Origin of the sequence: Priestia sp. TRN 1309 (assembly GCF_050846875.1) — a bacterium.
GTDB lineage: Bacteria > Bacillota > Bacilli > Bacillales > Bacillaceae_H > Priestia > Priestia zanthoxyli.
In genome coordinates, this window is sequence record NZ_JBOZGM010000007.1 from 1 (window position 1) to 24,500 (window position 24,500).

General features: G+C 39.8%; 21 protein-coding genes, 1 rRNA gene and 1 riboswitch. Of the genes, 20 read left to right on the forward strand and 2 right to left on the reverse strand.

Annotation, left to right across the window (positions count from 1 at the left end; translation table 11 throughout):
* Window positions 1–138: 138 nt before the first annotated feature.
* The 14 genes from rrf to purD all read left to right on the forward strand — a co-directional run bounded on the left by rrf (window position 139) and on the right by purD (window position 13,749).
* Window positions 139–254 (forward strand): 5S ribosomal RNA (gene rrf, locus ACRPLQ_RS22900).
* Between the two features lie 165 nt (window positions 255–419).
* Window positions 420–620, forward strand: a complete 201-nt coding sequence (locus ACRPLQ_RS22905; RefSeq protein ID WP_016762769.1) for an NETI motif-containing protein — start codon at window positions 420–422, stop codon at window positions 618–620.
* A gap of 84 nt (window positions 621–704) precedes the next feature.
* Window positions 705–806: riboswitch (purine riboswitch) on the forward strand.
* A 128-nt stretch (window positions 807–934) separates the two neighbouring features.
* Window positions 935–1,423, forward strand: a complete 489-nt coding sequence (gene purE, locus ACRPLQ_RS22910; protein WP_028412533.1) for a 5-(carboxyamino)imidazole ribonucleotide mutase — start codon at window positions 935–937, stop codon at window positions 1,421–1,423.
* Window positions 1,416–2,561 carry a 5-(carboxyamino)imidazole ribonucleotide synthase gene (gene purK / locus ACRPLQ_RS22915; protein WP_013081438.1) on the forward strand — a complete coding sequence of 382 codons (1,146 nt, stop codon included), beginning with the start codon at window positions 1,416–1,418 and terminating at the stop codon, window positions 2,559–2,561. The genes purE and purK overlap by 8 nt, the downstream gene beginning before the upstream one ends.
* Window positions 2,558–3,850: an adenylosuccinate lyase gene (gene purB, locus ACRPLQ_RS22920; protein ID WP_013055036.1), complete on the forward strand. Its 1,293-nt coding sequence runs from the start codon at window positions 2,558–2,560 to the stop codon at window positions 3,848–3,850. Before purK ends, purB begins: the two co-directional genes overlap by 4 nt.
* 74 nt (window positions 3,851–3,924) lie before the next feature.
* Window positions 3,925–4,632, forward strand: coding sequence for a phosphoribosylaminoimidazolesuccinocarboxamide synthase (purC, locus tag ACRPLQ_RS22925; RefSeq protein WP_028412531.1), 708 nt, complete (start codon window positions 3,925–3,927; stop codon window positions 4,630–4,632).
* A gap of 7 nt (window positions 4,633–4,639) precedes the next feature.
* Window positions 4,640–4,891, forward strand: a complete 252-nt coding sequence (gene purS, locus ACRPLQ_RS22930) for a phosphoribosylformylglycinamidine synthase subunit PurS (RefSeq protein WP_014461938.1) — start codon at window positions 4,640–4,642, stop codon at window positions 4,889–4,891.
* A complete protein-coding gene (gene purQ, locus ACRPLQ_RS22935; protein WP_013055039.1) occupies window positions 4,888–5,574 on the forward strand; it encodes a phosphoribosylformylglycinamidine synthase subunit PurQ in 687 nt (228 codons plus the stop codon). Before purS ends, purQ begins: the two co-directional genes overlap by 4 nt.
* Entirely contained in the window at window positions 5,558–7,789 is a 2,232-nt protein-coding gene (purL, locus tag ACRPLQ_RS22940; protein ID WP_028412530.1) for a phosphoribosylformylglycinamidine synthase subunit PurL, read from the forward strand. Before purQ ends, purL begins: the two co-directional genes overlap by 17 nt.
* Complete coding sequence (gene purF, locus ACRPLQ_RS22945; protein ID WP_013055041.1) at window positions 7,765–9,180, forward strand: amidophosphoribosyltransferase; 1,416 nt, start codon at window positions 7,765–7,767, stop codon at window positions 9,178–9,180. The genes purL and purF overlap by 25 nt, the downstream gene beginning before the upstream one ends.
* Before the next feature lie 26 nt (window positions 9,181–9,206).
* Window positions 9,207–10,244, forward strand: a complete 1,038-nt coding sequence (gene purM, locus ACRPLQ_RS22950; RefSeq protein ID WP_028412529.1) for a phosphoribosylformylglycinamidine cyclo-ligase — start codon at window positions 9,207–9,209, stop codon at window positions 10,242–10,244.
* Complete coding sequence (gene purN, locus ACRPLQ_RS22955; protein WP_014461934.1) at window positions 10,241–10,819, forward strand: phosphoribosylglycinamide formyltransferase; 579 nt, start codon at window positions 10,241–10,243, stop codon at window positions 10,817–10,819. Before purM ends, purN begins: the two co-directional genes overlap by 4 nt.
* A gap of 103 nt (window positions 10,820–10,922) precedes the next feature.
* A complete protein-coding gene (gene purH, locus ACRPLQ_RS22960) occupies window positions 10,923–12,461 on the forward strand; it encodes a bifunctional phosphoribosylaminoimidazolecarboxamide formyltransferase/IMP cyclohydrolase (RefSeq protein ID WP_025752921.1) in 1,539 nt (512 codons plus the stop codon).
* 13 nt (window positions 12,462–12,474) lie between these two features.
* Entirely contained in the window at window positions 12,475–13,749 is a 1,275-nt protein-coding gene (gene purD, locus ACRPLQ_RS22965) for a phosphoribosylamine--glycine ligase (RefSeq protein ID WP_033580832.1), read from the forward strand.
* Window positions 13,750–13,779: 30 nt separating this feature from the next.
* On the opposite strand, the gene ACRPLQ_RS22970 is transcribed toward purD, so the two are convergent.
* Window positions 13,780–14,037, reverse strand: coding sequence for a YgaP family membrane protein (locus tag ACRPLQ_RS22970; RefSeq protein ID WP_016762773.1), 258 nt, complete (start codon window positions 14,035–14,037; stop codon window positions 13,780–13,782).
* A gap of 102 nt (window positions 14,038–14,139) precedes the next feature.
* Here ACRPLQ_RS22970 and ACRPLQ_RS22975 point away from each other — a divergent pair, with 102 nt between their 5' ends.
* Together ACRPLQ_RS22975 and ACRPLQ_RS22980 are read left to right on the forward strand one after the other, a co-directional pair.
* Window positions 14,140–15,888 (forward strand): adenine deaminase C-terminal domain-containing protein, encoded by a 1,749-nt coding sequence (locus tag ACRPLQ_RS22975; protein ID WP_034263936.1) that lies wholly within the window; start codon window positions 14,140–14,142, stop codon window positions 15,886–15,888.
* Between the two features lie 147 nt (window positions 15,889–16,035).
* On the forward strand, window positions 16,036–16,341 hold the full coding sequence (locus tag ACRPLQ_RS22980) for a YerC/YecD family TrpR-related protein (protein ID WP_013055048.1): 306 nt from the start codon (window positions 16,036–16,038) through the stop codon (window positions 16,339–16,341).
* A 38-nt stretch (window positions 16,342–16,379) separates the two neighbouring features.
* On the opposite strand, the gene ACRPLQ_RS22985 is transcribed toward ACRPLQ_RS22980, so the two are convergent.
* Window positions 16,380–17,762: a glycine--tRNA ligase gene (locus tag ACRPLQ_RS22985; protein ID WP_013055049.1), complete on the reverse strand. Its 1,383-nt coding sequence runs from the start codon at window positions 17,760–17,762 to the stop codon at window positions 16,380–16,382.
* A 512-nt stretch (window positions 17,763–18,274) separates the two neighbouring features.
* Here ACRPLQ_RS22985 and ACRPLQ_RS22990 point away from each other — a divergent pair.
* Genes ACRPLQ_RS22990 through ACRPLQ_RS23005 form a run of 4 tightly spaced genes read left to right on the forward strand, consistent with a single transcriptional unit; the run spans window position 18,275 to window position 24,485 of the window.
* Window positions 18,275–18,973: a heptaprenylglyceryl phosphate synthase gene (locus tag ACRPLQ_RS22990; RefSeq protein WP_033580830.1), complete on the forward strand. Its 699-nt coding sequence runs from the start codon at window positions 18,275–18,277 to the stop codon at window positions 18,971–18,973.
* Between the two features lie 28 nt (window positions 18,974–19,001).
* The gene (gene pcrA, locus ACRPLQ_RS22995) at window positions 19,002–21,251 is read left to right on the forward strand and encodes a DNA helicase PcrA (protein ID WP_432236285.1); all 2,250 of its coding nucleotides are present in this window, start codon (window positions 19,002–19,004) and stop codon (window positions 21,249–21,251) included.
* A gap of 20 nt (window positions 21,252–21,271) precedes the next feature.
* Entirely contained in the window at window positions 21,272–23,278 is a 2,007-nt protein-coding gene (gene ligA, locus ACRPLQ_RS23000) for an NAD-dependent DNA ligase LigA (protein WP_028412523.1), read from the forward strand.
* Between the two features lie 13 nt (window positions 23,279–23,291).
* Window positions 23,292–24,485: a CamS family sex pheromone protein gene (locus ACRPLQ_RS23005; protein ID WP_014461929.1), complete on the forward strand. Its 1,194-nt coding sequence runs from the start codon at window positions 23,292–23,294 to the stop codon at window positions 24,483–24,485.
* The last annotated feature ends 15 nt before the right edge of the window (window positions 24,486–24,500 follow it).

Here is a 24,500-nt window from a genome sequence, read left to right on the forward strand (position 1 = left end):
CAGGTTGATAGGTCAGAGGTGGAAGCGTGGCGACATGTGTAGCTGACTGATACTAATCGATCGAGGACTTAACCAAACTTTAAAAGCGTAAGCTTTACTCAGCAAACTGTTACCTAGTTTTGAGAGAGCAATCTCTTGTCTGGTGGCGATAGCGAAGAGGTCACACCCGTTCCCATACCGAACACGGAAGTTAAGCTCTTTAGCGCCAATGGTAGTTGGGACTTTGTCCCTGTGAGAGTAGGACGTTGCCAGGCCAATAAAAAGACTAGTCATTCAATGACTAGTCTTTTTTGTTTCTAAAAATTACAGCATGAATTTAACTTTTAAATTATGTTACACTATAGTGGATTCATTTAATTTTTGTTATAAAAGCTCTTTTTGACGCTGTAAGAAACTTTTTTCGAACTGGAGGCTGCATTTTGGGTAAGAAATCAAAAAAAGTACTGTATGAATTACAAGAAAATGAAACAATCGCAAGTTGTTTAGATCGGATGAAAAAAGATGGGTATATGCCTGTTCGACGAATGGAAAAGCCTATTTTTGAAGAAAAAGAAATAAATGGTAAAAAGGACTATGTTCCGGTAAAGCAACAGATTGTTTTCGAAGGGAAAAGTCTCTAAATACGAACATTTTAATGATAAAAATAGTAAACATTCGATTTTTAGGTTGACTTTTTTCTAGTTTGGCTGTTATTATTAAGTTGTCAATTGAGATATCCGAAACCTCATATAATAGTGGGAATATGGCCCACGAGTTTCTACCCGATGACCGTAAATCATTGGACTATGAGGAGAGTACAATTACTAAATAGGTAAACATGATTCCTTTTCAAAAGGAATGTTGATACATGAAACCTAGGGTAGTTGTGGCTTTCCTTTAGTGAGCCATAACTTACCCTAGGTTTTTTTATAACGTGAAAAAGGAGCTTTTATTCATGAATGTAAAAGTTGCTGTTGTAATGGGCAGTCAGTCAGACTGGAGCACTATGAAATATGCGTGTGACATTTTAGATGAATTAAATATTCAATATGAAAAGAAAGTTGTATCAGCACATCGAACGCCGGATTATATGTTTGAATATGCTGAAACAGCGAAAGAACGAGGGATTAAAGTTATTATTGCTGGCGCTGGGGGTGCTGCGCACTTACCTGGTATGATTGCCGCAAAAACAATTTTACCTGTAATAGGAGTACCCGTTAAATCAAGTAACTTAAACGGTTTAGATTCACTTTTATCGATTGTTCAAATGCCAGGCGGCGTACCGGTAGCTACAGTAGCTATTGGGAAAGCTGGTTCTACGAACGCTGGCCTGCTAGCAGCACAAATCTTAGCAACACAGGATCCAACGTTAAGTGATCAACTTGAAAATCGTAGAGAGTCTATCAAATCATCTGTGTTAGAAAGTAGTGATCAACTTGTCTAATTTACTTATACCTCCTGGTAAAACAATTGGAATCGTAGGCGGTGGACAGCTAGGAAGAATGATTGCACTATCTGCTAAAGAAATGGGTTATTACATTGCAGTGCTTGAACCAACAGAAGATTCTCCTTGCGGTCAAGTAGCAGATATTAAAGTCATTGGCAACTATGATGATAGAAAAGCGGTTGAACAGCTTGCTGAAGTGTCAGATGTCATCACCTATGAATTTGAAAACGTTGATGTTGAGATGATGAAATGGCTAGAAACAAAATGCTACGTGCCACAAGGCAGTCATTTACTAGCCGTTACACAAAATCGTCGTTTAGAAAAAGAAATGATTACAAAGCTTAATCTAGACGTTCCTGATTACGCAATCGTTACGACTGAAGAAGAACTTTTAAAAGCTGTCGAAACAATTGGTTATCCATGTGTCGTAAAAACTTGCCGAGGCGGATATGACGGTAAAGGGCAAGTTCTAGTGAAAAATGAGAATAATATTCGTGAAGCAGCTGAGCTATTAGCACAGTCGGAATGCATTGTAGAACAGTGGATGAACTTAGATAAAGAAGTATCAGTTATTGTACACCGAAATGCAAAAGGCGAAACGGTATGTTTACCAGTAGCTGAGAACATTCATAAGCATCATATTTTGCACCAAACGATTGTTCCGGCACGTATTACAGCAGATCAAGAAGCGAAAGCTCTTCAATATGCGCAAGAAATAGCAAAAGGATTAGATTTAGTTGGTACATTAGCAGTTGAGATGTTCCTAACTGAAGAAGGTCAGCTTTATATAAATGAAATGGCACCTAGACCTCATAACTCAGGTCATTATTCAATCAATGCTTGTGATCTTTCTCAATTTCAGCAGCATGTAAGAGCCATTTGTAACTGGACCCTAGCACAGCCGACTTTATTAAAACCTGCTGTGATGGTTAACCTATTAGGGGAACATATTGAGAACACAATGGCAAAAATCGAATGTTTAGATGATATGCACTTACATTTGTACGGAAAAAAAGTTGCAAAAGAGAAGAGAAAAATGGGACATATCACGGTATTAGCTGATAAGATAGATGAGGCGATAGAAAAAGCCGAATCTCTAGGAATTTGGGAAAGAACGGAGGAAGTAACAACATGATTGAACGTTATACAAGACCAGAAATGGCAGCTATTTGGACAGAAGAAAATAAATTTAAAGCTTGGTTAGAAGTTGAAATTCTAGCTTGCGAAGCATGGTCAGAATTAGGACATATTCCGAAAGAAGATGTGAAGTTAATTCGTCAAAATGCATCTTTTGATATTAACCGCATCAATGAAATTGAACTAGAAACGCGTCATGACGTAGTAGCTTTCACTCGTGCAGTATCTGAAACGCTTGGTGAAGAGCGCAAGTGGGTACACTACGGTTTGACTTCAACTGACGTAGTTGATACAGCTCTATCTTATTTATTAAAGCAAGCTAATGAAATCTTGCTAAGTGACGTAGAGCGCTTTGTAGAAGTACTAAAGGAAAAAGCTCAAGAACATAAATATACGGTTATGATGGGACGTACACACGGTGTACACGCTGAGCCAACGACATTTGGTTTGAAAATGGGATTATGGTATGAAGAAATGAAGCGTAACCTAGAGCGTTTAAAACGTGCTGCAGCTGAAGTGGAATTTGGTAAAATGTCAGGAGCAGTTGGAACGTTCGCTAACATCGATCCTTTCGTTGAAAAATACGTATGTGAGAAGTTAGGAATTTCACCAGCACCAATCTCTACGCAAACATTACAGCGTGACCGTCATGCACACTATATGTCAGTACTAGCGTTAATTGCGACATCTATTGAGAAATTTGCAGTAGAAGTTCGCGGTCTTCAAAAAAGTGAAACACGTGAGGTTGAAGAATATTTTGCAAAAGGTCAAAAAGGCTCATCTGCAATGCCTCATAAACGTAATCCAATCGGTTCTGAGAACGTAACGGGACTTGCTCGCTTAATTCGCGGCTATATGGTTACAGCTTATGATAATGTACCGCTTTGGCATGAGCGTGACATCTCTCATTCATCGGCAGAGCGTGTCATCTTACCTGATGCAACGATTGCTTTGAATTACATGTTAAATCGTTTTGCAAATATTGTTAAAAACTTAACAGTATTCCCTGACAACATGAAGCGCAACATGGATCGTACACTAGGGCTAATTTACTCACAGCGTGTACTTTTAACATTAATTAACAAAGGTATGGTACGTGAAGAAGCATACGACTTAGTACAGCCAAAAGCAATGGAAGCATGGGAAACGCAAGTTCCTTTCCGTTCTTTAATTGAAGGCGAAGAGCGCATTACTCGCCACTTATCGCCAGAAGAGATTGAAGATTGCTTCGATCATAAGCACCATTTAAAAAATGTAGATATGATTTTTGAACGTTTAGGTCTTTAATAAAAAAGGCAAGGCACGTCCTTGCCTTTATCTAAGAAAGTGTATCTGAATATTCTGTATGTAGAGGTGACAGCATGGAAAAGCAAGAGTTACTTTATGAAGGAAAAGCGAAAAAAATTTACGCTACTGATGAGCAAGATGTACTGTGGGTTGCTTATAAAAATGAAGCTACAGCATTCAACGGTCAGAAAAAAGCAGAGATTAGCGGAAAAGCACAGCTGAACAATCAAATTAGTAGTTTACTATTTTCAATGTTACATGAGCAAGGGATTACAACTCACTTTGTGAAGCAGCTTTCAGATCATGAACAGGCGGTTAAGAAAGTAGAAATTGTTCCGCTTGAAGTCGTTGTACGAAATGCTACAGCAGGAAGCCTTGCGAAGCGAATTGGCGTAGAAGAAGGTATTCGTTTTGAACAGCCAATCGTTGAACTTTACTACAAAGATGATGCGCTTGGTGATCCATTAATTCTTGCAGAACATGCGATTTTCCTTAAGGCTGCAACTCAAGAAGAGATTGATAGTTTAAAGGCACAAGCACTTCAAATCAACGAAGTATTATCGAAATTTTTCAAAGATAAAGACATTTTCTTAGTGGATTTTAAATTAGAATTCGGCCGTACTTCTCAAGGCGACATTATTTTAGCGGATGAAATTTCACCTGACACTTGCCGCTTCTGGGATGTTCATACGAACGAAAAATTAGATAAAGATGTATTCCGCAGAGACTTAGGCGGTTTAACAGAAGCATACGAAAAAATCTTACAGCGAATCGGAGGATAACCCAACCATGTATAAAGTAAAAGTATTTGTCACATTAAGAGAAAGTGTATTAGACCCTCAAGGAGTAGCCGTTAAAAATTCATTGCACCGTATGTCTTATGAAGAAGTTCAAGAAGTACGCATCGGTAAATTTTTAGAGCTAACAATCGACAGCACAGATTCATTAGATGAACGCGTAAAAGAAATGTGTGAAAAGCTTTTAGTTAATACAGTAATTGAAGATTACCGTTACGAGGTTGAGGAGGTTGTCGTACAGTGAAATTTGCTGTAATTGTTTTTCCAGGATCAAACTGTGACGTAGATATGTATCATGCTATCAAAGATGAGCTTGGTGAAGAAGTAGATTACGTTTGGCACGATACAGAATCATTAGATCAATATGATGGTATCTTGCTTCCAGGTGGTTTCTCATATGGAGATTACCTTCGTTCAGGTGCTATCGCTCGCTTCTCAAATGTAATGGATGCTGTAAAAAAAGCAGCAAGCCAAGGAAAGCCAGTACTAGGTGTATGTAATGGATTCCAAATTTTATTAGAAGCAGGATTACTGCCAGGTGCTATGCGCCGTAATGAAAACTTAAAATTCATCTGTAAAACAGTGAATTTGAAAGTAGCTAATAACGAAACAATGTTTACAAATGCTTATGGCAAAGATGAAGTAATTGCTATTCCAGTGGCACACGGTGAAGGCAACTACTATTGTGATGAACATACGTTACAAAAATTGATTGAAAACAACCAGATTCTTTTCCAATACGCAGGTGATAATCCAAACGGAAGTCTTCAAGATATTGCAGGGATTACGAACGAAACAGGCAACGTATTAGGAATGATGCCTCACCCAGAAAGAGCGGTAAGCGATCTTTTAGGAAGCGCGGACGGACTTAAATTATTTCAATCAATCGTAAAGCAGTGGAGGGAACAAAATGTCGTTACTTCTTGAACCAAATGTAGAGCAAATTAAAGAACAAAAGTTATATCGAGATATGGGATTAACAGACGAAGAGTTTGCGAATGTAGAGCAACTGCTTGGTCGTACTCCTAACTATACAGAAACAGGCTTATTCTCTGTTATGTGGTCAGAGCACTGTAGCTATAAAAACTCTAAGCCTGTACTGAAAAAATTCCCTATCACGGGTGAAAAAGTATTACAAGGTCCTGGTGAAGGAGCTGGTATCGTTGATATTGGTGATAACCAAGCCGTTGTATTTAAAATCGAAAGTCATAACCATCCATCAGCGATTGAACCTTATCAAGGAGCAGCAACTGGTGTAGGTGGCATCATTCGTGACGTCTTTTCAATGGGAGCAAGACCGATTGCACTTTTAAACTCTTTACGTTTTGGTGAATTAACATCTCCAAAGGTTCGTCATTTGTTTGAGGAAGTAGTAGCGGGAATCGCAGGTTACGGTAACTGTGTAGGAATCCCAACAGTAGGTGGAGAAATTCAGTTTGAAGCTTCATATGAAGGAAATCCGCTTGTTAACGCTATGTGTGTTGGTTTAATTAACCACGAAGATATTCAAAAAGGTCAAGCTAAAGGCGTTGGCAACACGGTTATGTACGTAGGAGCAAAAACGGGACGCGACGGTATCCACGGCGCTACATTTGCTTCTGAAGAGCTATCTGATCAGTCAGATGAAAAACGTCCTGCTGTACAAGTAGGAGATCCATTTATGGAAAAACTTCTTCTTGAAGCTTGCTTAGAGCTTATCAAGTGTGACGCTTTAGTAGGTATTCAAGATATGGGTGCTGCGGGCTTAACAAGTTCTTCGGCAGAGATGGCAAGTAAAGCAGGTTCTGGTATTGAAATGAACCTTGATCTTGTACCTCAGCGTGAAACGGGTATGACACCATATGAAATGATGCTTTCAGAATCTCAAGAGCGCATGCTCATCGTTGTTGAAAAAGGCCGTGAAAATGAAATCGTCGAAATCGTTGAAAAATACGGATTAGAAGCTGTTTCAGTCGGTCACGTAACCGACGATAAGCGCCTTCGTTTAACTCATAACGGAGAAGTAGTAGCAGATGTTCCTGTAGATGCATTAGCAGAAGATGCACCGGTATACCACAAACCATCTCAAGAACCAGCATACTATCGTGAGTTCCAAGAGCAGTCAGCATACGCTCCTACTGTTGAAAATCACAGTGATATGTTAGTAACGCTTTTAAAACAGCCTACGATTGCAAACAAAGAGTGGGTTTACAACCAATATGACTACCAAGTACGTACAAACACAGTTGTATCTCCTGGATCTGACGCGGCGGTTGTTCGTGTACGTGATACAAATAAAGCATTAGCGATGACAACAGACTGTAACTCTCGCTATTTATACCTAGACCCGGAAGTAGGCGGCCGTATCGCAGTGGCAGAAGCTGCTCGTAACCTTGTATGTTCAGGTGCACAGCCTCTTGCGATTACAGACTGCTTAAACTTCGGCAACCCTGAAAAGCCAGAAATCTTCTGGCAAATTGAAAAAGCAACAGACGGTATGAGCGACGCTTGCCGTGAGCTATCGACTCCGGTTATCGGCGGTAACGTATCTCTGTACAATGAGACAAAAGGTGAAGCAATTTACCCAACTCCTGTTATTGGAATGGTTGGTCTAATCGACGATATCAACCATATTACAACTCAATATGCGAAGCAAAAAGATGACTTAATCTATGTTATTGGTAAAGCTGAAGCAGAATTCGCAGGTACTGAGCTTCAAAAAGTACTAGAAAACGGTACGGTATTCGGCCAGTCACCTAAATTAGATTTAGCGGTTGAAAAAACACGTCAAGATCAGCTTCTTCAAGCAATTCGTGAAGGTGCAGTTCAATCTGCTCACGATATTGCAGAAGGAGGATTCGCGGTAGCCCTAGCTGAAAAAGTGATGAACGGCAGCGGGTTAGGCGTAAACGTAACGGTAGACGGTGAAGCAACAGCAGAGCTATTCAGTGAAACACAATCACGCTTTGTCGTAACGGTTTCACCAGAGAATAAAGAAAAATTCGAAATGCTTGTACAAGATGCAACATTAGTAGGACGCGTAACAGAAGACGCAACATTAACTGTTAAACATCAAGAAAATGTTCTTGTTCAATTATCAGTTGAAGAATTAACTACTGCTTGGAAAGGAGCGCTTCCATGCTTGCTGAAATCAAAGGCTTAAACGAAGAATGTGGCGTATTCGGTGTATGGGGACATGAAAATGCAAGCCAGATTGCTTATTACGGTTTGCATAGCTTGCAACACCGCGGACAAGAAGGCGCTGGTATTGCTGTAACAGACGGAGAAAAAGTGACAGTGATGAAAGGCGTCGGTCTTGTTAACGAAGTATTTGGCCACGGAGAGTTAGAGCAACTAAACGGTAAAGCAGCAATTGGACACGTTCGTTATGCAACAGCTGGAGGCGGAGGGTTTGAAAATGTTCAACCCCTTCACTTCCGCTCTCATAGCGGAAGCCTTGCGTTAGCTCATAATGGAAACTTGGTTAATGCAAATGCATTAAAGCATCAGCTGGAAAACCAAGGGAGTATTTTCCAATCAACATCTGATACAGAAGTACTTGCTCATTTAATTAAACGAAGCGGCTATGAAGATATGAAAGATAAAGTGAAAAATGCTTTATCCATGGTTAAAGGCGCATACGCATTCGTTATTTTAACGGAAGATACGATGATGGTTGCACTTGATCCTCACGGACTGCGTCCATTATCAATTGGACGATTAGGTGATGCCTATGTAGTAGCTTCTGAAACATGTGCGTTTGATATTGTTGGAGCGGTTCATGAGCGTGATGTAGAGCCTGGTGAGTTACTTATTATTAATGATGAAGGTATTCAATCAGAGCGATTCACACTAAACGTAAACCGTGCTATTTGCAGTATGGAATATATTTATTTCTCAAGACCAGATAGTAATATTGATGGAATCAATGTTCACTCTGCTCGTAAAAACCTTGGGAAACAACTTGCAGTTGAGTCACCGATTGAAGCAGACGTTGTAACAGGCGTTCCGGATTCAAGTATTTCAGCAGCGATTGGTTTTGCAGAACAGTCAGGGATTCCATACGAATTAGGTTTAATTAAGAATCGATACGTAGGCCGTACATTCATTCAGCCTTCACAAGAATTGCGTGAACAAGGTGTAAAAATGAAGCTGTCTCCTGTACGTAAAATTGTAGAGGGTAAACGTGTTGTCATGGTAGATGATTCTATCGTTCGCGGCACAACAAGCCGTCGCATTGTTCGTATGCTTCGAGAAGCAGGAGCAACTGAAGTACATGTACGCATCAGTTCACCTCCTATTAAAAATCCATGTTTTTATGGAATTGACACATCGTCATCCTCTGAGTTAATTGCTGCTACGCGCTCTGTTGAAGAAATTCGTGAATTGATTGAAGCTGATTCACTTGTTTTCTTAAGCAACGAAGGTTTAGTAGACGCAATCGGCAGACAGTATGAAGGCAACGGCGGACAGTGTATGGCATGTTTTACTGGAAAGTATCCAACTGAAATTTATCCAGATACTGTACACCCTCATGAAAAGGTAACTTGTTAGTTTTAACGTAAAAAAGGAGTGACAACATGTCATATTCATATAAACAAGCTGGAGTTGACTTAGAAGCAGGATATGAAGCTGTTTCACGTATTAAAAAGCACGTAGAACGAACTGCTCGTGCAGGTATTATGGGAACAGTCGGCGGCTTTGGCGGAATGTTCGATTTATCTACATTGAATTTAAAAGAGCCTGTTCTTGTTTCTGGTACAGATGGAGTAGGAACAAAATTGAAACTTGCTTTTCAAATGGATAAGCATGACACAATCGGTGTGGATGCAGTGGCCATGTGTGTAAACGACGTTTTAGCACAAGGAGCAGAGCCTCTCTACTTCTTAGATTATATTGCTTGCGGGAAAGCAGTTCCTGAAAAAATTGAATCGATTGTAAAAGGAATTGCAGACGGCTGTGAACAGTCCAACTGTGCGTTAATTGGCGGAGAAACAGCTGAAATGCCAGGTTTATACGAAGAAGATGAATATGATCTTGCAGGGTTTACAGTAGGAGCGGTAGAAAAGTCAGAAATTATTACTGGAGATGAGATTAAAGCTGGACAGCTGTTGATCGGTATCTCATCTAGCGGTATTCACAGCAACGGCTACTCTCTTGTACGTAAAATTGTTGATGATCAAGGGTTAAATCTTCACGAAACTTACGCTGGTTTTAATGAAAAGCTCGGAGTTGAGTTATTAACGCCAACAAAAATATACGTGAAGCCGGTCCTAAAAGCATTACATGCAGCTAAGATTGCAGGTATGGCTCATATTACTGGAGGCGGATTTGTTGAAAATATCCCTCGTATGCTTCCTGAAGGTTTAGGTGTAGAAATCGATTACGGTTCTTGGCCAATTCCATACGTGTTTGATTTCCTTGAAGAGCAAGGCAAGCTAGACCGTAAAGAAATGTTCGAAGTATTCAATATGGGAATCGGATTTGTTTTAGCTGTTGAACCTGAAGATATGAATAAAGTCATTGAAGCAATTGAAAACGAAGGCGAAAAAGCATTTGTTATCGGACGTGTCAAAGAAGGAACAGGTGTTGAATTTGCTGGAGGGACGTTTGCATGATAAATATTGCAGTGTTTGCTTCTGGAAACGGCAGTAACTTTCAATCCATCTACGAAGCAACTCAGTCAGGTCGATTAAAAGCAAATATTGCGCTTGTTGTTTGTAATAAACCGGATGCATACGTAATTGAACGAGCAAAAGCATGTGGAATACCATGCTTTGTTTGTTCGCCTAAAAACTATGAAAATAAAGAAGCGTATGAAGCAGCAATTCTTGCAGAGCTTACATCAGCTAAAGTAGAATTTCTTGTTTTAGCAGGATATATGCGATTAGTTGGTTCGACGTTGCTTAAGCCATACAAAAATCGTATTGTTAATATCCACCCTTCGCTTTTACCTGCATTTCCTGGGATTGATGCTATTGGTCAAGCTTTTGATGCAGGAGTAAAAGTGATTGGAATTACCGTGCATTTTGTAGATGAAGGCATGGATACAGGACCAATTATTGACCAGCAGGCTATTCGCATTGAAAAAGGCGATACAAGAGAAACAGTTGAGGCCCGTATTCATGAAATTGAACATCAATTTTATCCCGCGGTACTGAATGAATTATTTGAACAAGCCGCAGTTAAATAAATAGGATGTAACCTTGTCAAAAAAGTTTTAATCCTTTACTATGGTAGAGTAGTAGTGAAAGGAAGATTTTAAATGAGAGATCGGATCAGGAGGAGTTTACAAAATGACAGCAAAACGCGCGCTTATTAGCGTATCTGATAAAGAAGGTATTGTTTCATTTGCACAAGAATTAAAGGACTTAGGAGTAGAAATTATTTCAACTGGCGGTACAAAGCGTACCCTAGAAGAAAACGGCATTGATGTTATCGGAATCTCTGAAGTAACTGGTTTCCCAGAAATTTTAGACGGCCGTTTAAAAACATTGCATCCTAACGTTCACGGTGCTTTATTAGCGTTACGCGATAATGAAGAGCATCAAGCTCAAATGAAAGAGCATAATATCTCGCCAATCGACTTTGTAGTTGTAAACTTATATCCATTTAAAAAGACAATTGAAAAAGAGGATGTAACGCTTGCTGAAGCGATTGAGAATATTGACATCGGTGGACCTACAATGCTTCGTTCAGCTGCGAAAAACTATCGTTCTGTCTCAGTTGTAGTAGATCCAAGCGATTACGCAACCGTAGTAGAAGAGTTAAAAGCGGATGGCAATGTTTCATTTGAAACCAACCAACGATTAGCAGCAAAAGTATTCCGTCATACGGCAGCTTATGATGCATTAATCGCTGAATACTTAACAAACATTACAGGTGAAACAACTCCTGAGAAATTAACAGTAACGTATGAGCGCGTTCAAGGCTTACGATACGGAGAAAACCCTCACCAACAAGCTTCTTTTTATAAAAAGCCGTTAACACAAAAAGGTTCTATTGCAACAGCTACGCAGCTGCATGGAAAAGAGTTATCATACAATAATATCAACGATGCAAACGCAGCTCTTCAAATCGTAAAAGAATTCAAAGAGCCGGCTATCGTAGCGATCAAACATATGAACCCTTGCGGTGTAGGTGTGGGTGAAACAATTGCTCAAGCTTATCAAAAAGCATATGAAGCGGATCCTACATCTATCTTTGGCGGCATCGTAGCAGCTAACCGTCCTATCGACCGTGAAACGGCTATTCAGTTAAAAGAAATTTTCTTAGAAATTATCATTGCTCCTGCGTTCGATCAAGAAGCATTAGATGTATTAACAGCTAAGAAAAACCTTCGTTTACTAACGATAGAGCTTGATGAAAAAGCAGAAAAAGAAGCTTTCTTAACGTCTGTAAAAGGCGGCGTGCTTGTTCAGGATGAAGACGTATTCGGATTTGATGATGCAACGATTACTGTTCCAACGAAACGCGAGCCAACAGAAAAAGAGTGGGCAGATTTAAAATTAGCATGGAAAGTTGTTAAAAATGTTAAGTCTAATGCTATTGTACTTGCAAAAGATGACATGACAATTGGCGTAGGTGCTGGTCAAATGAATCGCGTGGGCGCTGCAAAAATTGCAATTGAACAAGCTGGTGAAAAAGCACAAGGTTCAGCTTTAGGTTCAGATGCTTTCTTCCCAATGGGCGATACAGTAGAAGCAGCAGCTAAAGCAGGAATCACAGCTATTATTCAGCCAGGCGGATCAATTCGTGATGAAGAGTCAATTGCAAAAGCAGATGAATACGGCATTGCAATGGTATTTACAGGCGTAAGACATTTTAAACATTAATGAGGTGAAGAACGTGAATGTTTTAGTTATTGGAAAAGGCGGAAGAGAGCATACAATTGCATGGAAAGCTTCAAAAAGTCCACTTGTTAACGAAGTGTTTGTAGCACCAGGAAACCCAGGCATGAGAGATGTGGCAACGATTGTACCAATCGATGAAAGCAGCCAAGAAGAGCTTGTGCAGTTTGCAAAAGAAAATAAGATTGGATTAACAATTGTTGGACCAGAAAATCCGCTAATTGAAGGCATTGTTGATCGATTCGAACAAGAAGGTCTTCCGGTCTTTGGACCGCGCAAACAAGCAGCGATGATTGAAGGAAGCAAAAGCTTTGCAAAAGAGCTCATGAAAAAGTATGATATTCCAACCGCAGCGTATGAAACATTTACGTCTTACGAGGAAGCAAAAGCATATGTGGAAAAGCAAGGCGCTCCAATTGTTATTAAAGCAGACGGCTTAGCAGCTGGTAAAGGTGTAACTGTTGCTTTAACAGTAGAAGAAGCTGTAGATACATTACGTGATTTTCTAGTTGACCAAAAATTTAAAGAAGCAAGTGCCAAAGTAGTTGTAGAAGAATTTTTGGATGGTGAAGAATTTTCATTAATGGCATTCGTACGCGGGACAAATGTGTATCCAATGGTAATTGCACAAGATCATAAGCGTGCTTTTGACGGCGATCAAGGTCCGAACACAGGAGGCATGGGAGCTTACTCTCCTGTTCCGCAAATTAGTGATGCAGAAGTACAAGAGGCTGTAGAAAACATCTTACTTCCAATGGCTAAAGGATTAGCTGAAGAAGGCTGTGAGTATACGGGAATTCTATATGCTGGTCTGATTCAAACACAAAAAGGACCAAAAGTGATTGAATTTAATGCGCGTTTTGGAGATCCTGAAACACAGGTTGTACTGCCCCGTATGAAAAGCGATTTAGTCGATGTGCTTCTTCGCATTTTGAAAGAAGAAAAAGTAGAAATTGAATGGGATAACGAAGCAGCTATTGGAATTGTATTAGCAGCAGCGGGTTACCCAGAAGATTATCAAAAGGGTGCGCCAATTAACGGATTGGATGCGATCAGTGAAGACGCGCTTGTTTTCCACGCTGGTACGGCTTTAGAAAACGACACATACGTTTCGAACGGCGGCCGCGTTCTATTAGTAGGTGCCAAAGGAGCAACTCTTCAAGAAGCGCAGCAAGAAGTATACAAACAAATGGCTCATATCGATGTAGAAAAAGGCTTTTTCTATCGCAAAGACATCGGCCATCGTGCATTAGCAAAAGCAGCTTTAAAATAAAAAAGGAGAGCTCCGGCTCTCCTTTTTACCTTATGAAGGATTATACGTTTCTTCGTTTCCATTTGGATGGTGTTCATGTTCATCGTGTTTTTGACACGAATCATATGCGTACGTAAGGGGGCAAAAACGCGTGATGCCTTCTGCAACTTTTAAAGCTCCCATTAACCCTAAGAAGATGTATGAATCTTTGTACGGTCTGCGAGATAAACGAGATGTTGTCCAAGAAAGAAGGGTAAAGCCCAGTGTAAGTCGAATTAATGCGTTAACAATACCGATATTTGGTTTCATGTTTTATCACCTTTATTCATAAAATTAATAACAGTTTCTGAATGCGTTTACATCACGGATGTGTTACGATAAAAATACATAGTAAATTAGGGGGAATTTAGCATGCCGGAACAGAGATACCGCTGGAAAAGCAAACATATTAGACAGCAGCTTTTAGTATTAAACGGTCAAAAAGCACCAACTATTGTCTTAAAAGATGCAACATATTTGAACGCTCGAATGAAGCAGTGGAAAAAAGCACATATTTGGGTTTACCAAGATCGTATTGTATACGTTGGCTCAGAGATGCCTAAGCACACAGACGCTTCTACAGAGATTATAGACTGCAGTGAGAAATATGTGGTTCCTGGGTATATTGAGCCGCATGTTCACCCGTTTCAGTTATATAATCCCCAGACTTTTTCCCAATATGCAGCCAAGCACGGAACAACCACTTTATTTAATGATAATTTAATTCTCGCTTTACAGCTTGAACAAAAAACGGCATTTTCATTGATTGAAGAAATGAAAACGTTACCACAGTCACTGTATTGGTGGTGCAGATTTGATTCGCAGACAGAAATTGATGAAGAGGCTGATATCTTCTCACATACGAACATTACTTCTTGGCTACAAAATGAAGCTGTCTTACAAGGAGGCGAACTGACAAGTTGGCCGAAGCTTTTAGACGGAGATGATTTAATGCTTCACTGGGTTCAAGAGACAAAGCGGATGAGGAAGCATATTGAAGGACATTTCCCGGGGGCGTCAGCATTTACCTTAGCAAAAATGAAATTGCTCGGGGCAGACAGCGATCATGAGTCTATGACAGGGGAAGATGTTGTTGCTCGGTTAACGCAAGGCTATGACGTTGCTTTGCGCCACTCTTCCATTCGGCCAGATTTGCCAAAACTGCTGCAGGAGTTAAAAGAGCTGCAGGTAGATTATTTTGACCATATTACCATGAATACAGACGGTTCTCCGCCTTCTTTTTACCAAAACGGCGTGTCAGATATGTTAATTACATTAGCTATTTCAGAAGGAGTTCCTGTGTTAGATGCTTATAATATGGTGTCTGTAAATATTGCTCGCTATTATAACATGGAACATTTGCACGGGCATGTAGCAACAGGCTGTGTGGCTAATATTAATATTTTAGAAGATCCTATGCGGCCTACTCCGGTATCTGTCTTAGCAAAAGGAAAGTGGATGAAAAAAGAAGGCAAAGAACAAGCATTAGCCTCGGTAGAATTTCCTTGGGGAAAGTTTGGTTTTTCACCGTTAAAGTTAGACTTTGATTTAACGATGGACGATTTTCAATTTTCAATGCCAGTAGGCGTGAAAATGAAAAATGCTGTTATTATGGAGCCGTATTCAATTCACTTAAATGTGAGCGGAGATGTATTAGCCTCTGATCATGATGAAAGCTTTTTAGTGCTGGTGGACCGAGAAGGCAAGTGGCGCATCAATACGCTGTTAAAAGGATTTGCGACAAATGTATCGGGAATGGCGAGTTCGTTTTCAAATACAGGTGATTTTATTTTAATTGGAAAATCGAAAAAAGATATGATGTGTGCATTCAAACGTATGAAAGAAATTGGCGGCGGTATTGTTATTACAGAAGGTGAGAAAGTAGTATATGAACTGGATCTTCCGTTAAAAGGAGTCATGTCGAATCTGCCGATGGAAGAGCTAAGTAAACGAGAGGTGGAACTCAAGAAAGTGCTGGGTGAGCGAGGATACAAACACGATGATCCTGTCTATTCACTGCTGTTCTTTTCGTCTACACATTTGCCTTATATTCGTATCACGCCAGTAGGAATTTATGACGTTATGAATAAAAAAGTACTTTTTCCGTCTATAATGCGTTAAAATATAAAAGTATCAAAGGAATTTGAAATTTGTATGAAATTGGCTGTCTTCATACAGAATGAATGTATGTGCAAATAAATATAGAAACTGTATTTTATAGATAGAAACAACTAGTAAAGAAAGCCAATGATAAAGGAGTTCGATACGATGCAAATCAACAAACTACGAGGAAAAGAATTAGATCAGCTATTTCAAGCGATTTTATCATTAGAAAACATTGAAGAATGCTATCAATTTTTTGATGACCTATGTACAGTTAATGAAATTCAATCATTAGCACAGCGCTTAGAAGTAGCAAGAATGCTAAGAGAAGGCAACACGTACCATAAAATTGAGACGGAAACTGGAGCAAGCACAGCGACGATCTCCCGTGTTAAACGCTGCTTGAATTATGGAAGCGATGCGTATCAAATGGTGTTAGAACGCCTTCAAGAAGATTCAAATCAAAAGTAAAGCGTATGGCTGAAGCAGCCATACGCTTATTTTTTTTATTAAAATTGAGTTGCTTCTTCAATGATATTTTTAAGGTCGCTAATTGCTACACGTTTTTGTTCCATTGTGTCGCGGTTACGGATTGTTACTTGATTGTCTTCTAATGAATCGAAGTCGAATGTAATACAGAACGGCGTACCGATTTCATCATGGCGACGGTAACGTTTACCGATTGAACCAGCATCATCATAGTCAATCATAAAGTATTTTGCTAAATCTTCAAAAACAGCGCGAGCTTCGTTAGAAAGCTTTTTAGAAAGTGGTAATACAGCAGCTTTAAATGGTGCTAAAGCAGGGTGAAGCTGCATAACTGTACGAGAAGAGCCGTCTTCTAACGTTTCTTCTTCATATGCATCAATCATATAAGCTAGTGTTACACGGTCAGCCCCTAAAGAAGGCTCGATGCAGTAAGGTACATAGCGTTCGTTTGTTTCTTGATCAACATATTGGAAGTCTTCTCCAGAGTGTTCCATGTGCTGTTTTAAGTCGTAGTCAGTACGAGAAGCTACGCCCCATAGTTCGCCCCAGCCGAATGGGAACTTGTATTCAAAGTCTGTTGTTGCATTACTGTAGTGAGAAAGTTCATCATCATCATGGTCGCGAAGACGAACGTTTTCTTCTTTCATACCAAGAGAAAGAAGCCATTTGTTACATGTTTCTTTCCAGTAGTTAAACCACTCTAATTCAGTGCCTGGTTTACAGAAGAACTCAAGTTCCATTTGTTCAAATTCACGCGTACGGAATGTGAAGTTACCAGGTGTAATTTCGTTACGGAAGCTTTTACCCACTTGGCCGATACCGAATGGAAGCTTTTTACGCATTGAGCGCTGAACGTTTTTAAAGTTTACGAAAATACCTTGAGCCGTTTCAGGACGAAGATAAATTTCATTTGTTGATGTTTCAGTTACACCTTGGTGCGTTTTGAACATTAAGTTAAATTGACGAATTTCAGTGAAGTTAGCTGAACCACACTCAGGACATGTAATTTCGTGTTCTTTAATTAAGTCAGCCATTGCATCAAATGAAAGGCCGTCTACGATCATTTCAATGCCTTTTTCTTGAAGCTTTTCTTCAATTAATTTATCGGCACGGTGACGAGCTTTACAATCCTTACAGTCGATCATTGGGTCATTAAAGTTTCCTAAGTGACCAGAAGCTTCCCATGTTTTTGGATTCATTAAAATCGCAGCGTCTAAACCAACGTTGTATGGAGATTCTTGAATGAATTTTTTCCACCATGCTTTTTTAATATTGTTTTTTAATTCTACGCCAAGCGGGCCGTAATCCCATGTATTTGCAAGACCGCCGTAAATTTCAGAACCTTGAAATACAAAGCCGCGATGTTTGGCGTGAGATACGATTTGATCCATTGTTTTTGACATTCTAATTCCTCCTGTAAATGGTAGTAATTCAAGCGAAACAAAAAGAGCGGGTACAAAAAAACTCTCGTCCCTGGGCATATCAACAATATGCCCAGGGACGAGAGTTTTTCCCGCGGTTCCACCCTGGTTGATACAAAATGTATCCACCTTCGTCTGTATATACTCCAGATTGCCTTTTCCTTAAACCATTCTCTAGGCTCCCACCGTCCCTAGTTCGCTTTGTGAAGAGGATTTAAGTACTATTGATCCTTCAGCGTATATCATATGAATTTTAGTAGCTATATATTAGCATATCCTATGCAGAGAAACAATAACCTTGTGCAAAATGGGCTTTTTTTGTGATGTTTTCTTCCGGAATTTGAGGATAAAACCATATCTTTTATCCATATTTTTTGAAAACAAAAAACGTGATGAAAAGTTCGGTTTTCTTTTCATTTCACCCTCTTAGTTTTGTTATAATGAACAAATGGACGAGCGCGAACTTTTAAGTGTAAAGAAATGGAGGAACCTATATGTATGATATTAAAGAGTGGAGACATGTCTTTAAATTAGATCCTAATAAAGAAATTTCAGATGCAGATTTAGAAAAAATTTGCGAATCCGGCACGGATGCGGTTCTTGTTGGAGGATCAGACGGAGTAACTTTAGACAATGTGCTGCAGCTGTTAATGCGTATTCGCCGCTATACGGTGCCATGTGCGCTAGAAGTATCAACAATTGACTCTGTAACGCCTGGTTTTGATTCTTATTTCATTCCGACCGTTTTAAACAGCAAGGATCCAAAGTGGATTGTTGACTTACATCATGCGGCGATGAAGGAATACGGTGAAATCATGGACTGGGATGAAATTTTTGTAGAAGGATACTGCGTACTTAACCCCGAAGCAAAAGTAGCTGCGCTAACGGAAGCGAAAACCGATTTGGATGCAGAAGATGTTGTAGCGTATGCTCGCATGGCTGAACGCATGTTTCATTTGCCCGTTTTCTATCTAGAATACAGTGGAACATATGGAGACCCTGCATTAGTGGCAGAAGTGAAAAATTCGCTAAATGAGACGAAGTTATTTTACGGCGGCGGTATTGAGACAAAAGAGCAAGCAAGTGAGATGGGAGAGCTAGCTGATACAGTTATTGTAGGAAATGTTATTTATACAAATTTATCGGAAGCATTAAAAACGGTAAAAGCGGTAAAAAAGAATATTGCACAGTGAAAAATAAATAAAGTAGAATAGAGAATATATGTTCGATATAGGCGGTGAAAACGTGAATTTTTTAAGTGAAAAATTATTAACAGGATTAAACCCTCAGCAGCAAGAGGCAGTTAAAACAACAGACGGACCATTATTACTTATGGCCGGTGCAGGAAGTGGGAAAACACGCGTATTAACGCATCGAATTGCGTTTTTAATGGCGGAAAAAGAAGTTGCACCTTGGAATATTTTAGCTATTACCTTTACAAACAAAGCAGCTCGTGAAATGAGAGAGCGTGTGGCAAGTATCGTTGGCGGAGTGGCAGAAGATATCTGGATTTCAACGTTCCACTCGATGTGCGTACGTATTTTACGAAGAGATATTGATCGTATTGGCTTTAATCGCAACTTTACGATTTTAGATTCAACGGATCAGCTGTCCGTTATTAAAAACATTTTAAAAGATCAAAACATCGACCCAAAAAAATTCGATCCGCGCTCGCTATTAGGAAGCATTAGTTCAGCTAAAAATGAACTGAAAGTAGCGGAAGAATTTGATAAAACAGCAGCAGGACCATATGAAGAAGTTGTAAGTAAAGTCTATAAAGAGTATGAAAAGCGTTTAAAGAAAAACCAAGCGCTCGATTTTGATGATTTGATTATGACAACGATTCAGTTATTTAAACGAGTTCCTGAAGTGTTAACGTACTATCAGCGCAAGTTTCAATATATTCATGTGGACGAGTATCAAGATACAAACCATGCACAATATATGCTGGTTCGCTTGCTAGCCGCACGATTTGAAAATGTATGCGTAGTAGGGGATTCAGATCAGTCTATTTACCGCTGGCGCGGGGCTGATATTACAAATATCTTGTCATTTGAAAAAGATTACCCAAAAGCCAAAACCATTTTGCTTGAACAAAATTATCGTTCAACGAAAACGATTTTGGCTGCGGCAAACGGCGTCATTGCAAACAATATGAATCGTAAAGTGAAAAACTTATGGACGGAAAACGATGAAGGCCAGAAGCTTTATCATTACCAAGCAATGAGTGAGCATGATGAGGCACAGTTTGTAGCACGTAAAATCAAAGAAGCAGTAGACAGCGGCAAACGTAAATATAGCGATTTTGCCATTTTGTATCGTACAAATGCACAGTCGCGTGTAATGGAGGAAGTACTGCTAAAATCCAATATTAACTATACAATTGTCGGCGGGATTAAGTTCTACGACCGCAAAGAGATTAAAGATTTGCTTGCGTACTTGCGCTTAATTGCCAACCAAGATGATGACATTAGCTTAGCTCGTATTGTGAACGTTCCAAAACGCGGAGTTGGAGCTACTTCAGTCGATAAAGTAGCCAATTACGGAAACGTTCATGACATTTCTATTTTCAAAGCGCTTGATGAAGTAGAATTGATGGGGTTAACGGGTAAAGCAACAAAAGCACTTCGTGATTTCCAATCCATGATTTCAAACTTAGCTCAAATGCAAGACTATATGTCTGTAACAGAGCTTGTGGAACAAGTATTAGAAAGAACAGGGTACCGTGAAGCGCTTAAAGTAGAAAAAACAATTGAAGCACAAAGTCGCTTAGAGAATATTGATGAGTTTTTATCTGTTACAAAAACGTTTGAAGAAGCAAGTGAAGATAAGAGCTTAGTAGCATTTTTAACCGATTTAGCGCTTGTTGCTGATATCGATAAGCTTGACGACGAGGAAGAAGAAGAGAACGAACAAGTGATTCTGATGACGCTTCACTCAGCAAAAGGTCTAGAGTTCCCGGTTGTTTTCCTAATGGGTATGGAAGAAGGCGTATTCCCTCATAGCCGATCGTTATTCGAAGATAATGAAATGGAAGAAGAACGACGCTTAGCCTACGTAGGGATTACACGTGCTGAACAAGAATTGTATTTATTAAATGCTCAAATGCGTACACTATTTGGTAAAACAAACGTCAATCCAAAATCGCGCTTCATTGGAGAAATCCCAAGCGAGCTTGTGGAATCTTTAAATGAAACGATGCGCAAGCCTGCTGCTGGTCGTTCAGGGGCTTCAGCTTCGCCGTTTGCAGCGCGCCGACAAGCGGCCGTGGCAACAACGAAGCTTGTATCAACGGGCAGTGAATCGATTGGATGGAGCGTTGGAGATAAGGCCGAGCATAAAAAATGGGGAATTGGTACAGTTGTAAGTGTAAAAGGAGAAGGAGACTCAAAAGAATTAGACATTGCTTTTCCTAGTCCTACAGGTGTAAAAAGACTGCTTGCTAAATTTGCCCCGGTTACGAAAGTGTAATCGTGAAAAGGAGCTAGAATATGGAGTTTGAGACAGCAAAATCACGCGTTCAAGAATTACGTGACTTATTAAATCAATATGGTTATGAATATTATGTGTTAGATCAGCCATCTGTTCCAGATGCAGAATACGATAAATTAATGAATGAGTTAATTGAAATAGAAGAATCGTTTCCAGAATTAAAAACAGCTGACTCACCTACTCAGCGCATCGGCGGCCAAGTGCTCGATGCGTTTGAGAAGGTTCAGCATCAAACGTCTATGCTAAGTTTAGGAAATGCATTTAATGAAGAAGACCTTCGAGATTTTGATCGCCGAGTGCGCCAAGCCGTTGAAGACGAGTTTTCTTATGTATGCGAACTTAAAATTGATGGCCTTGCTGTATCTCTTCGCTATGAAGATGGATACTTAGTGCTGGGTGCTACGCGCGGAGATGGTACGACTGGTGAAAATATTACTGAAAACTTAAAAACAATTCGCTCGATTCCACTGCGAATTAAAGAACCGTTATCAATGGAAGTTCGCGGAGAAGCATTTATGCCGAGGAAATCATTCGAAGCACTTAATGAAGCAAAAATGGAAAGAGATGAAGTTCCGTTTGCTAACCCCCGTAACGCAGCTGCTGGCTCACTGCGTCAGCTAGATCCTAAAATTGCGGCAAAACGTAATTTAGATATCTTTGTCTATGCCATGACTGATACAGGAGAATTAGAAATCGACTCTCACAGCGAAAGTTTGAATTTACTCGATGATCTTGGCTTTAAAACAAATAAAGAAAGACAGACGTGTGAAACCATTGATGATGTGATTGCTTATATCGAAAGCTGGCAAACGAAACGTCCAGAACTATCTTATGATATTGATGGCATTGTTGTAAAAGTAGATTCATTTGATCAGCAGGCTGAGCTTGGAACAACGGCCAAGAGTCCACGCTGGGCTATTGCTTATAAGTTTCCTGCTGAAGAAGTTGTAACCAAGCTTGTAAATATTGAGCTGACGGTAGGCCGGACAGGTGTCATTACGCCAACAGCTATTTTGGAGCCGGTTCAAGTAGCAGGTACGACGGTACAGCGTGCGTCTCTTCACAATGAAGATTTGATTCGTGAAAAGGACATTCGCATCGGAGATTATGTCGTGGTGAAAAAAGCAGGAGATATTATTCCTGAAGTAGTGAATGTGATTGAAGAGAAGCGAACGGGAGAAGAGCAAGAGTTTACGATGCCCACTCACTGCCCTGAATGTGAAAGTGAACTGGTACGTTTAGAAGGAGAAGTTGCGCTTCGCTGCATTAATCCAAGCTGTCCTGCTCAAATTCGTGAAGGACTTATTCATTTCGTGTCCCGCAATGCGATGAACATTGATGGACTTGGTGAAAAAGTTATATCACAATTATTTCGTGAACAGTTAATTAAAGATGTAGCAGATATTTATACGCTGACAAAACAGCAGTTAATCGAGCTTGAGCGCATGGGTGAGAAATCTGCTGATAATTTGATTGCGGCCATCGAAGCTTCTAAAGAAAATTCACTTGAGCGTTTGCTTTTTGGTTTGGGCATTCGCCACGTTGGAGCAAAAGCTGCAAAGACGTTAGCTCAGCACTTTGAAACCATAGACAAGTTAACAAAAGCAACGTATGATGAATTAGTGGCAATTAATGAAATTGGTGCCAAAATGGCTGATGCTATTGTCGCTTACTTTACACAAGAAGAGGTTCAAGAACTTATACATGAATTAAAAGAGTATGGAGTAAACCTTACATACAAAGGACCCAAGCTTGTAAGTGTAGAAAATGTAGATTCTGTTTTTGCTGGTAAAACCGTTGTATTAACAGGTAAGCTTGAACAGCTATCTCGCAATGAGGCAAAAGCACAAATTGAAGCACTTGGCGGTAAAGTCACAGGAAGCGTAAGTAAAAAGACAGACCTTGTTGTGGCAGGGGAAGAGGCTGGTTCCAAACTGACAAAAGCTAACGAGCTTGAAATTGAAGTATGGGATGAAGCAAGGCTACTTACGGAATTAAATAAATAAGAGGTGTGTGTAGTTGAAAAAGATATTGTTACTTTCTCTTGCGGTCATGCTTGTAACTTCAGCGTGTGCACCGAACCTTTCGGACGATAAAGAGACTGTTCAACAAACCAACAACAAGAAAGAAAAAGCAGTTATTCCGAAGTATAGTATTTCAGACGATTATTACCGAACAATTCTTCCATTTAAAGCGGGAGTGGCAAGAGGCTTAGTAGCAGCAAACTTAAATAACCGCTTGGATGCGCAAGAATTTGAAACAGGCTTAATGCGCTTATCGACAGATAGCTATTCTCCGAAAAAATATGTGTATCAAGAAGGCCAGTACCTTGATAAAGATACTATTCGCTCATGGTTAAGCCGTAAGCTGAGTGATAAACAGTTTAAAGATCTTCAAAGCAAAACAAAAGATGATACGGCGAAAAAGAAGCTTAAAAACAATGGGTTAAACCCAATTGATACAGAAAAAGGCGATTTGAAAACTCGTAACGAAACAAGTCCAATGTACTTAGCGAACATTACTGAACAAGACTACCTTATTCAAGACGGAGACGACAAGGTAAAACTTGGAGGCGTCACAATCGGCTTAGCGATGAATTCTGTTCATTATTATACAGAAGAAAATGGTTATGCACGTGAAGTGAAGCTTACAAATAAAGAGATTGAAGCGCAAGGAAAGCAAATGGCAGATGAAATTGTTAAGCGTATGCGCAACATCAAAGGCTTAGAAAATGTGCCAGTTCGAGTAGCATTATTCAAACAAAGTGCTAAGTCCTCTTTAACACCGGGTAACTTTATAGCTGTCGGAAATGCAGGTTCAAATGATACGGCCGTTGGCAGCTGGGATAATTTAGACGAGCAATATTATTTATTCCCATCATCAGATGCAACAAAAGATCACCGAGATGATGCGATGAAGTTTGATGAGTTTAAAGCGCAAATCGAAGACTACTTCCCAAACTTTACAAGCGTAGTAGGGAAAGGGTATTACAAAGATGGACAGCTTCAAAAAATGACGATTGATATTCCCGTACAATTTTATGGAAAAGGTGAAATTGTAGGATTTACTCAGTACGTTGCTGGTTTAATGCTTGATCATTTCCCTTCATATATGGAAACGAGTATCTCTATTAACTCAGTAAGCGGACCGGAAGCTCTTATTGTTAGAAAAGCAGATGAAGACAAGCCGTTCGTTCATATTTACGAAGAGTAAGCAAAAAAAGACACT

What these genes read in the sequence shown, in the direction of transcription:
- purE (WP_028412533.1), top strand. Translation starts at nt 935, where the DNA reads ATGAATGTAAAAGTTGCTGTTGTAATGGGCAGTCAGTCAGACTGGAGC.
- purB (WP_013055036.1), top strand. Translation starts at nt 2,558, where the DNA reads ATGATTGAACGTTATACAAGACCAGAAATGGCAGCTATTTGGACAGAA.
- purC (WP_028412531.1), top strand. Translation starts at nt 3,925, where the DNA reads ATGGAAAAGCAAGAGTTACTTTATGAAGGAAAAGCGAAAAAAATTTAC.
- purS (WP_014461938.1), top strand. Translation starts at nt 4,640, where the DNA reads ATGTATAAAGTAAAAGTATTTGTCACATTAAGAGAAAGTGTATTAGAC.
- purL (WP_028412530.1), top strand. Translation starts at nt 5,558, where the DNA reads ATGTCGTTACTTCTTGAACCAAATGTAGAGCAAATTAAAGAACAAAAG.
- purF (WP_013055041.1), top strand. Translation starts at nt 7,765, where the DNA reads ATGCTTGCTGAAATCAAAGGCTTAAACGAAGAATGTGGCGTATTCGGT.
- purM (WP_028412529.1), top strand. Translation starts at nt 9,207, where the DNA reads ATGTCATATTCATATAAACAAGCTGGAGTTGACTTAGAAGCAGGATAT.
- purN (WP_014461934.1), top strand. Translation starts at nt 10,241, where the DNA reads ATGATAAATATTGCAGTGTTTGCTTCTGGAAACGGCAGTAACTTTCAA.
- purH (WP_025752921.1), top strand. Translation starts at nt 10,923, where the DNA reads ATGACAGCAAAACGCGCGCTTATTAGCGTATCTGATAAAGAAGGTATT.
- ACRPLQ_RS22970 (WP_016762773.1), bottom strand. Translation starts at nt 14,037, where the DNA reads ATGAAACCAAATATCGGTATTGTTAACGCATTAATTCGACTTACACTG.
- ACRPLQ_RS22975 (WP_034263936.1), top strand. Translation starts at nt 14,140, where the DNA reads ATGCCGGAACAGAGATACCGCTGGAAAAGCAAACATATTAGACAGCAG.
- ACRPLQ_RS22980 (WP_013055048.1), top strand. Translation starts at nt 16,036, where the DNA reads ATGCAAATCAACAAACTACGAGGAAAAGAATTAGATCAGCTATTTCAA.
- ACRPLQ_RS22985 (WP_013055049.1), bottom strand. Translation starts at nt 17,762, where the DNA reads ATGTCAAAAACAATGGATCAAATCGTATCTCACGCCAAACATCGCGGC.
- ACRPLQ_RS22990 (WP_033580830.1), top strand. Translation starts at nt 18,275, where the DNA reads ATGTATGATATTAAAGAGTGGAGACATGTCTTTAAATTAGATCCTAAT.
- pcrA (WP_432236285.1), top strand. Translation starts at nt 19,002, where the DNA reads ATGTTCGATATAGGCGGTGAAAACGTGAATTTTTTAAGTGAAAAATTA.
- ligA (WP_028412523.1), top strand. Translation starts at nt 21,272, where the DNA reads ATGGAGTTTGAGACAGCAAAATCACGCGTTCAAGAATTACGTGACTTA.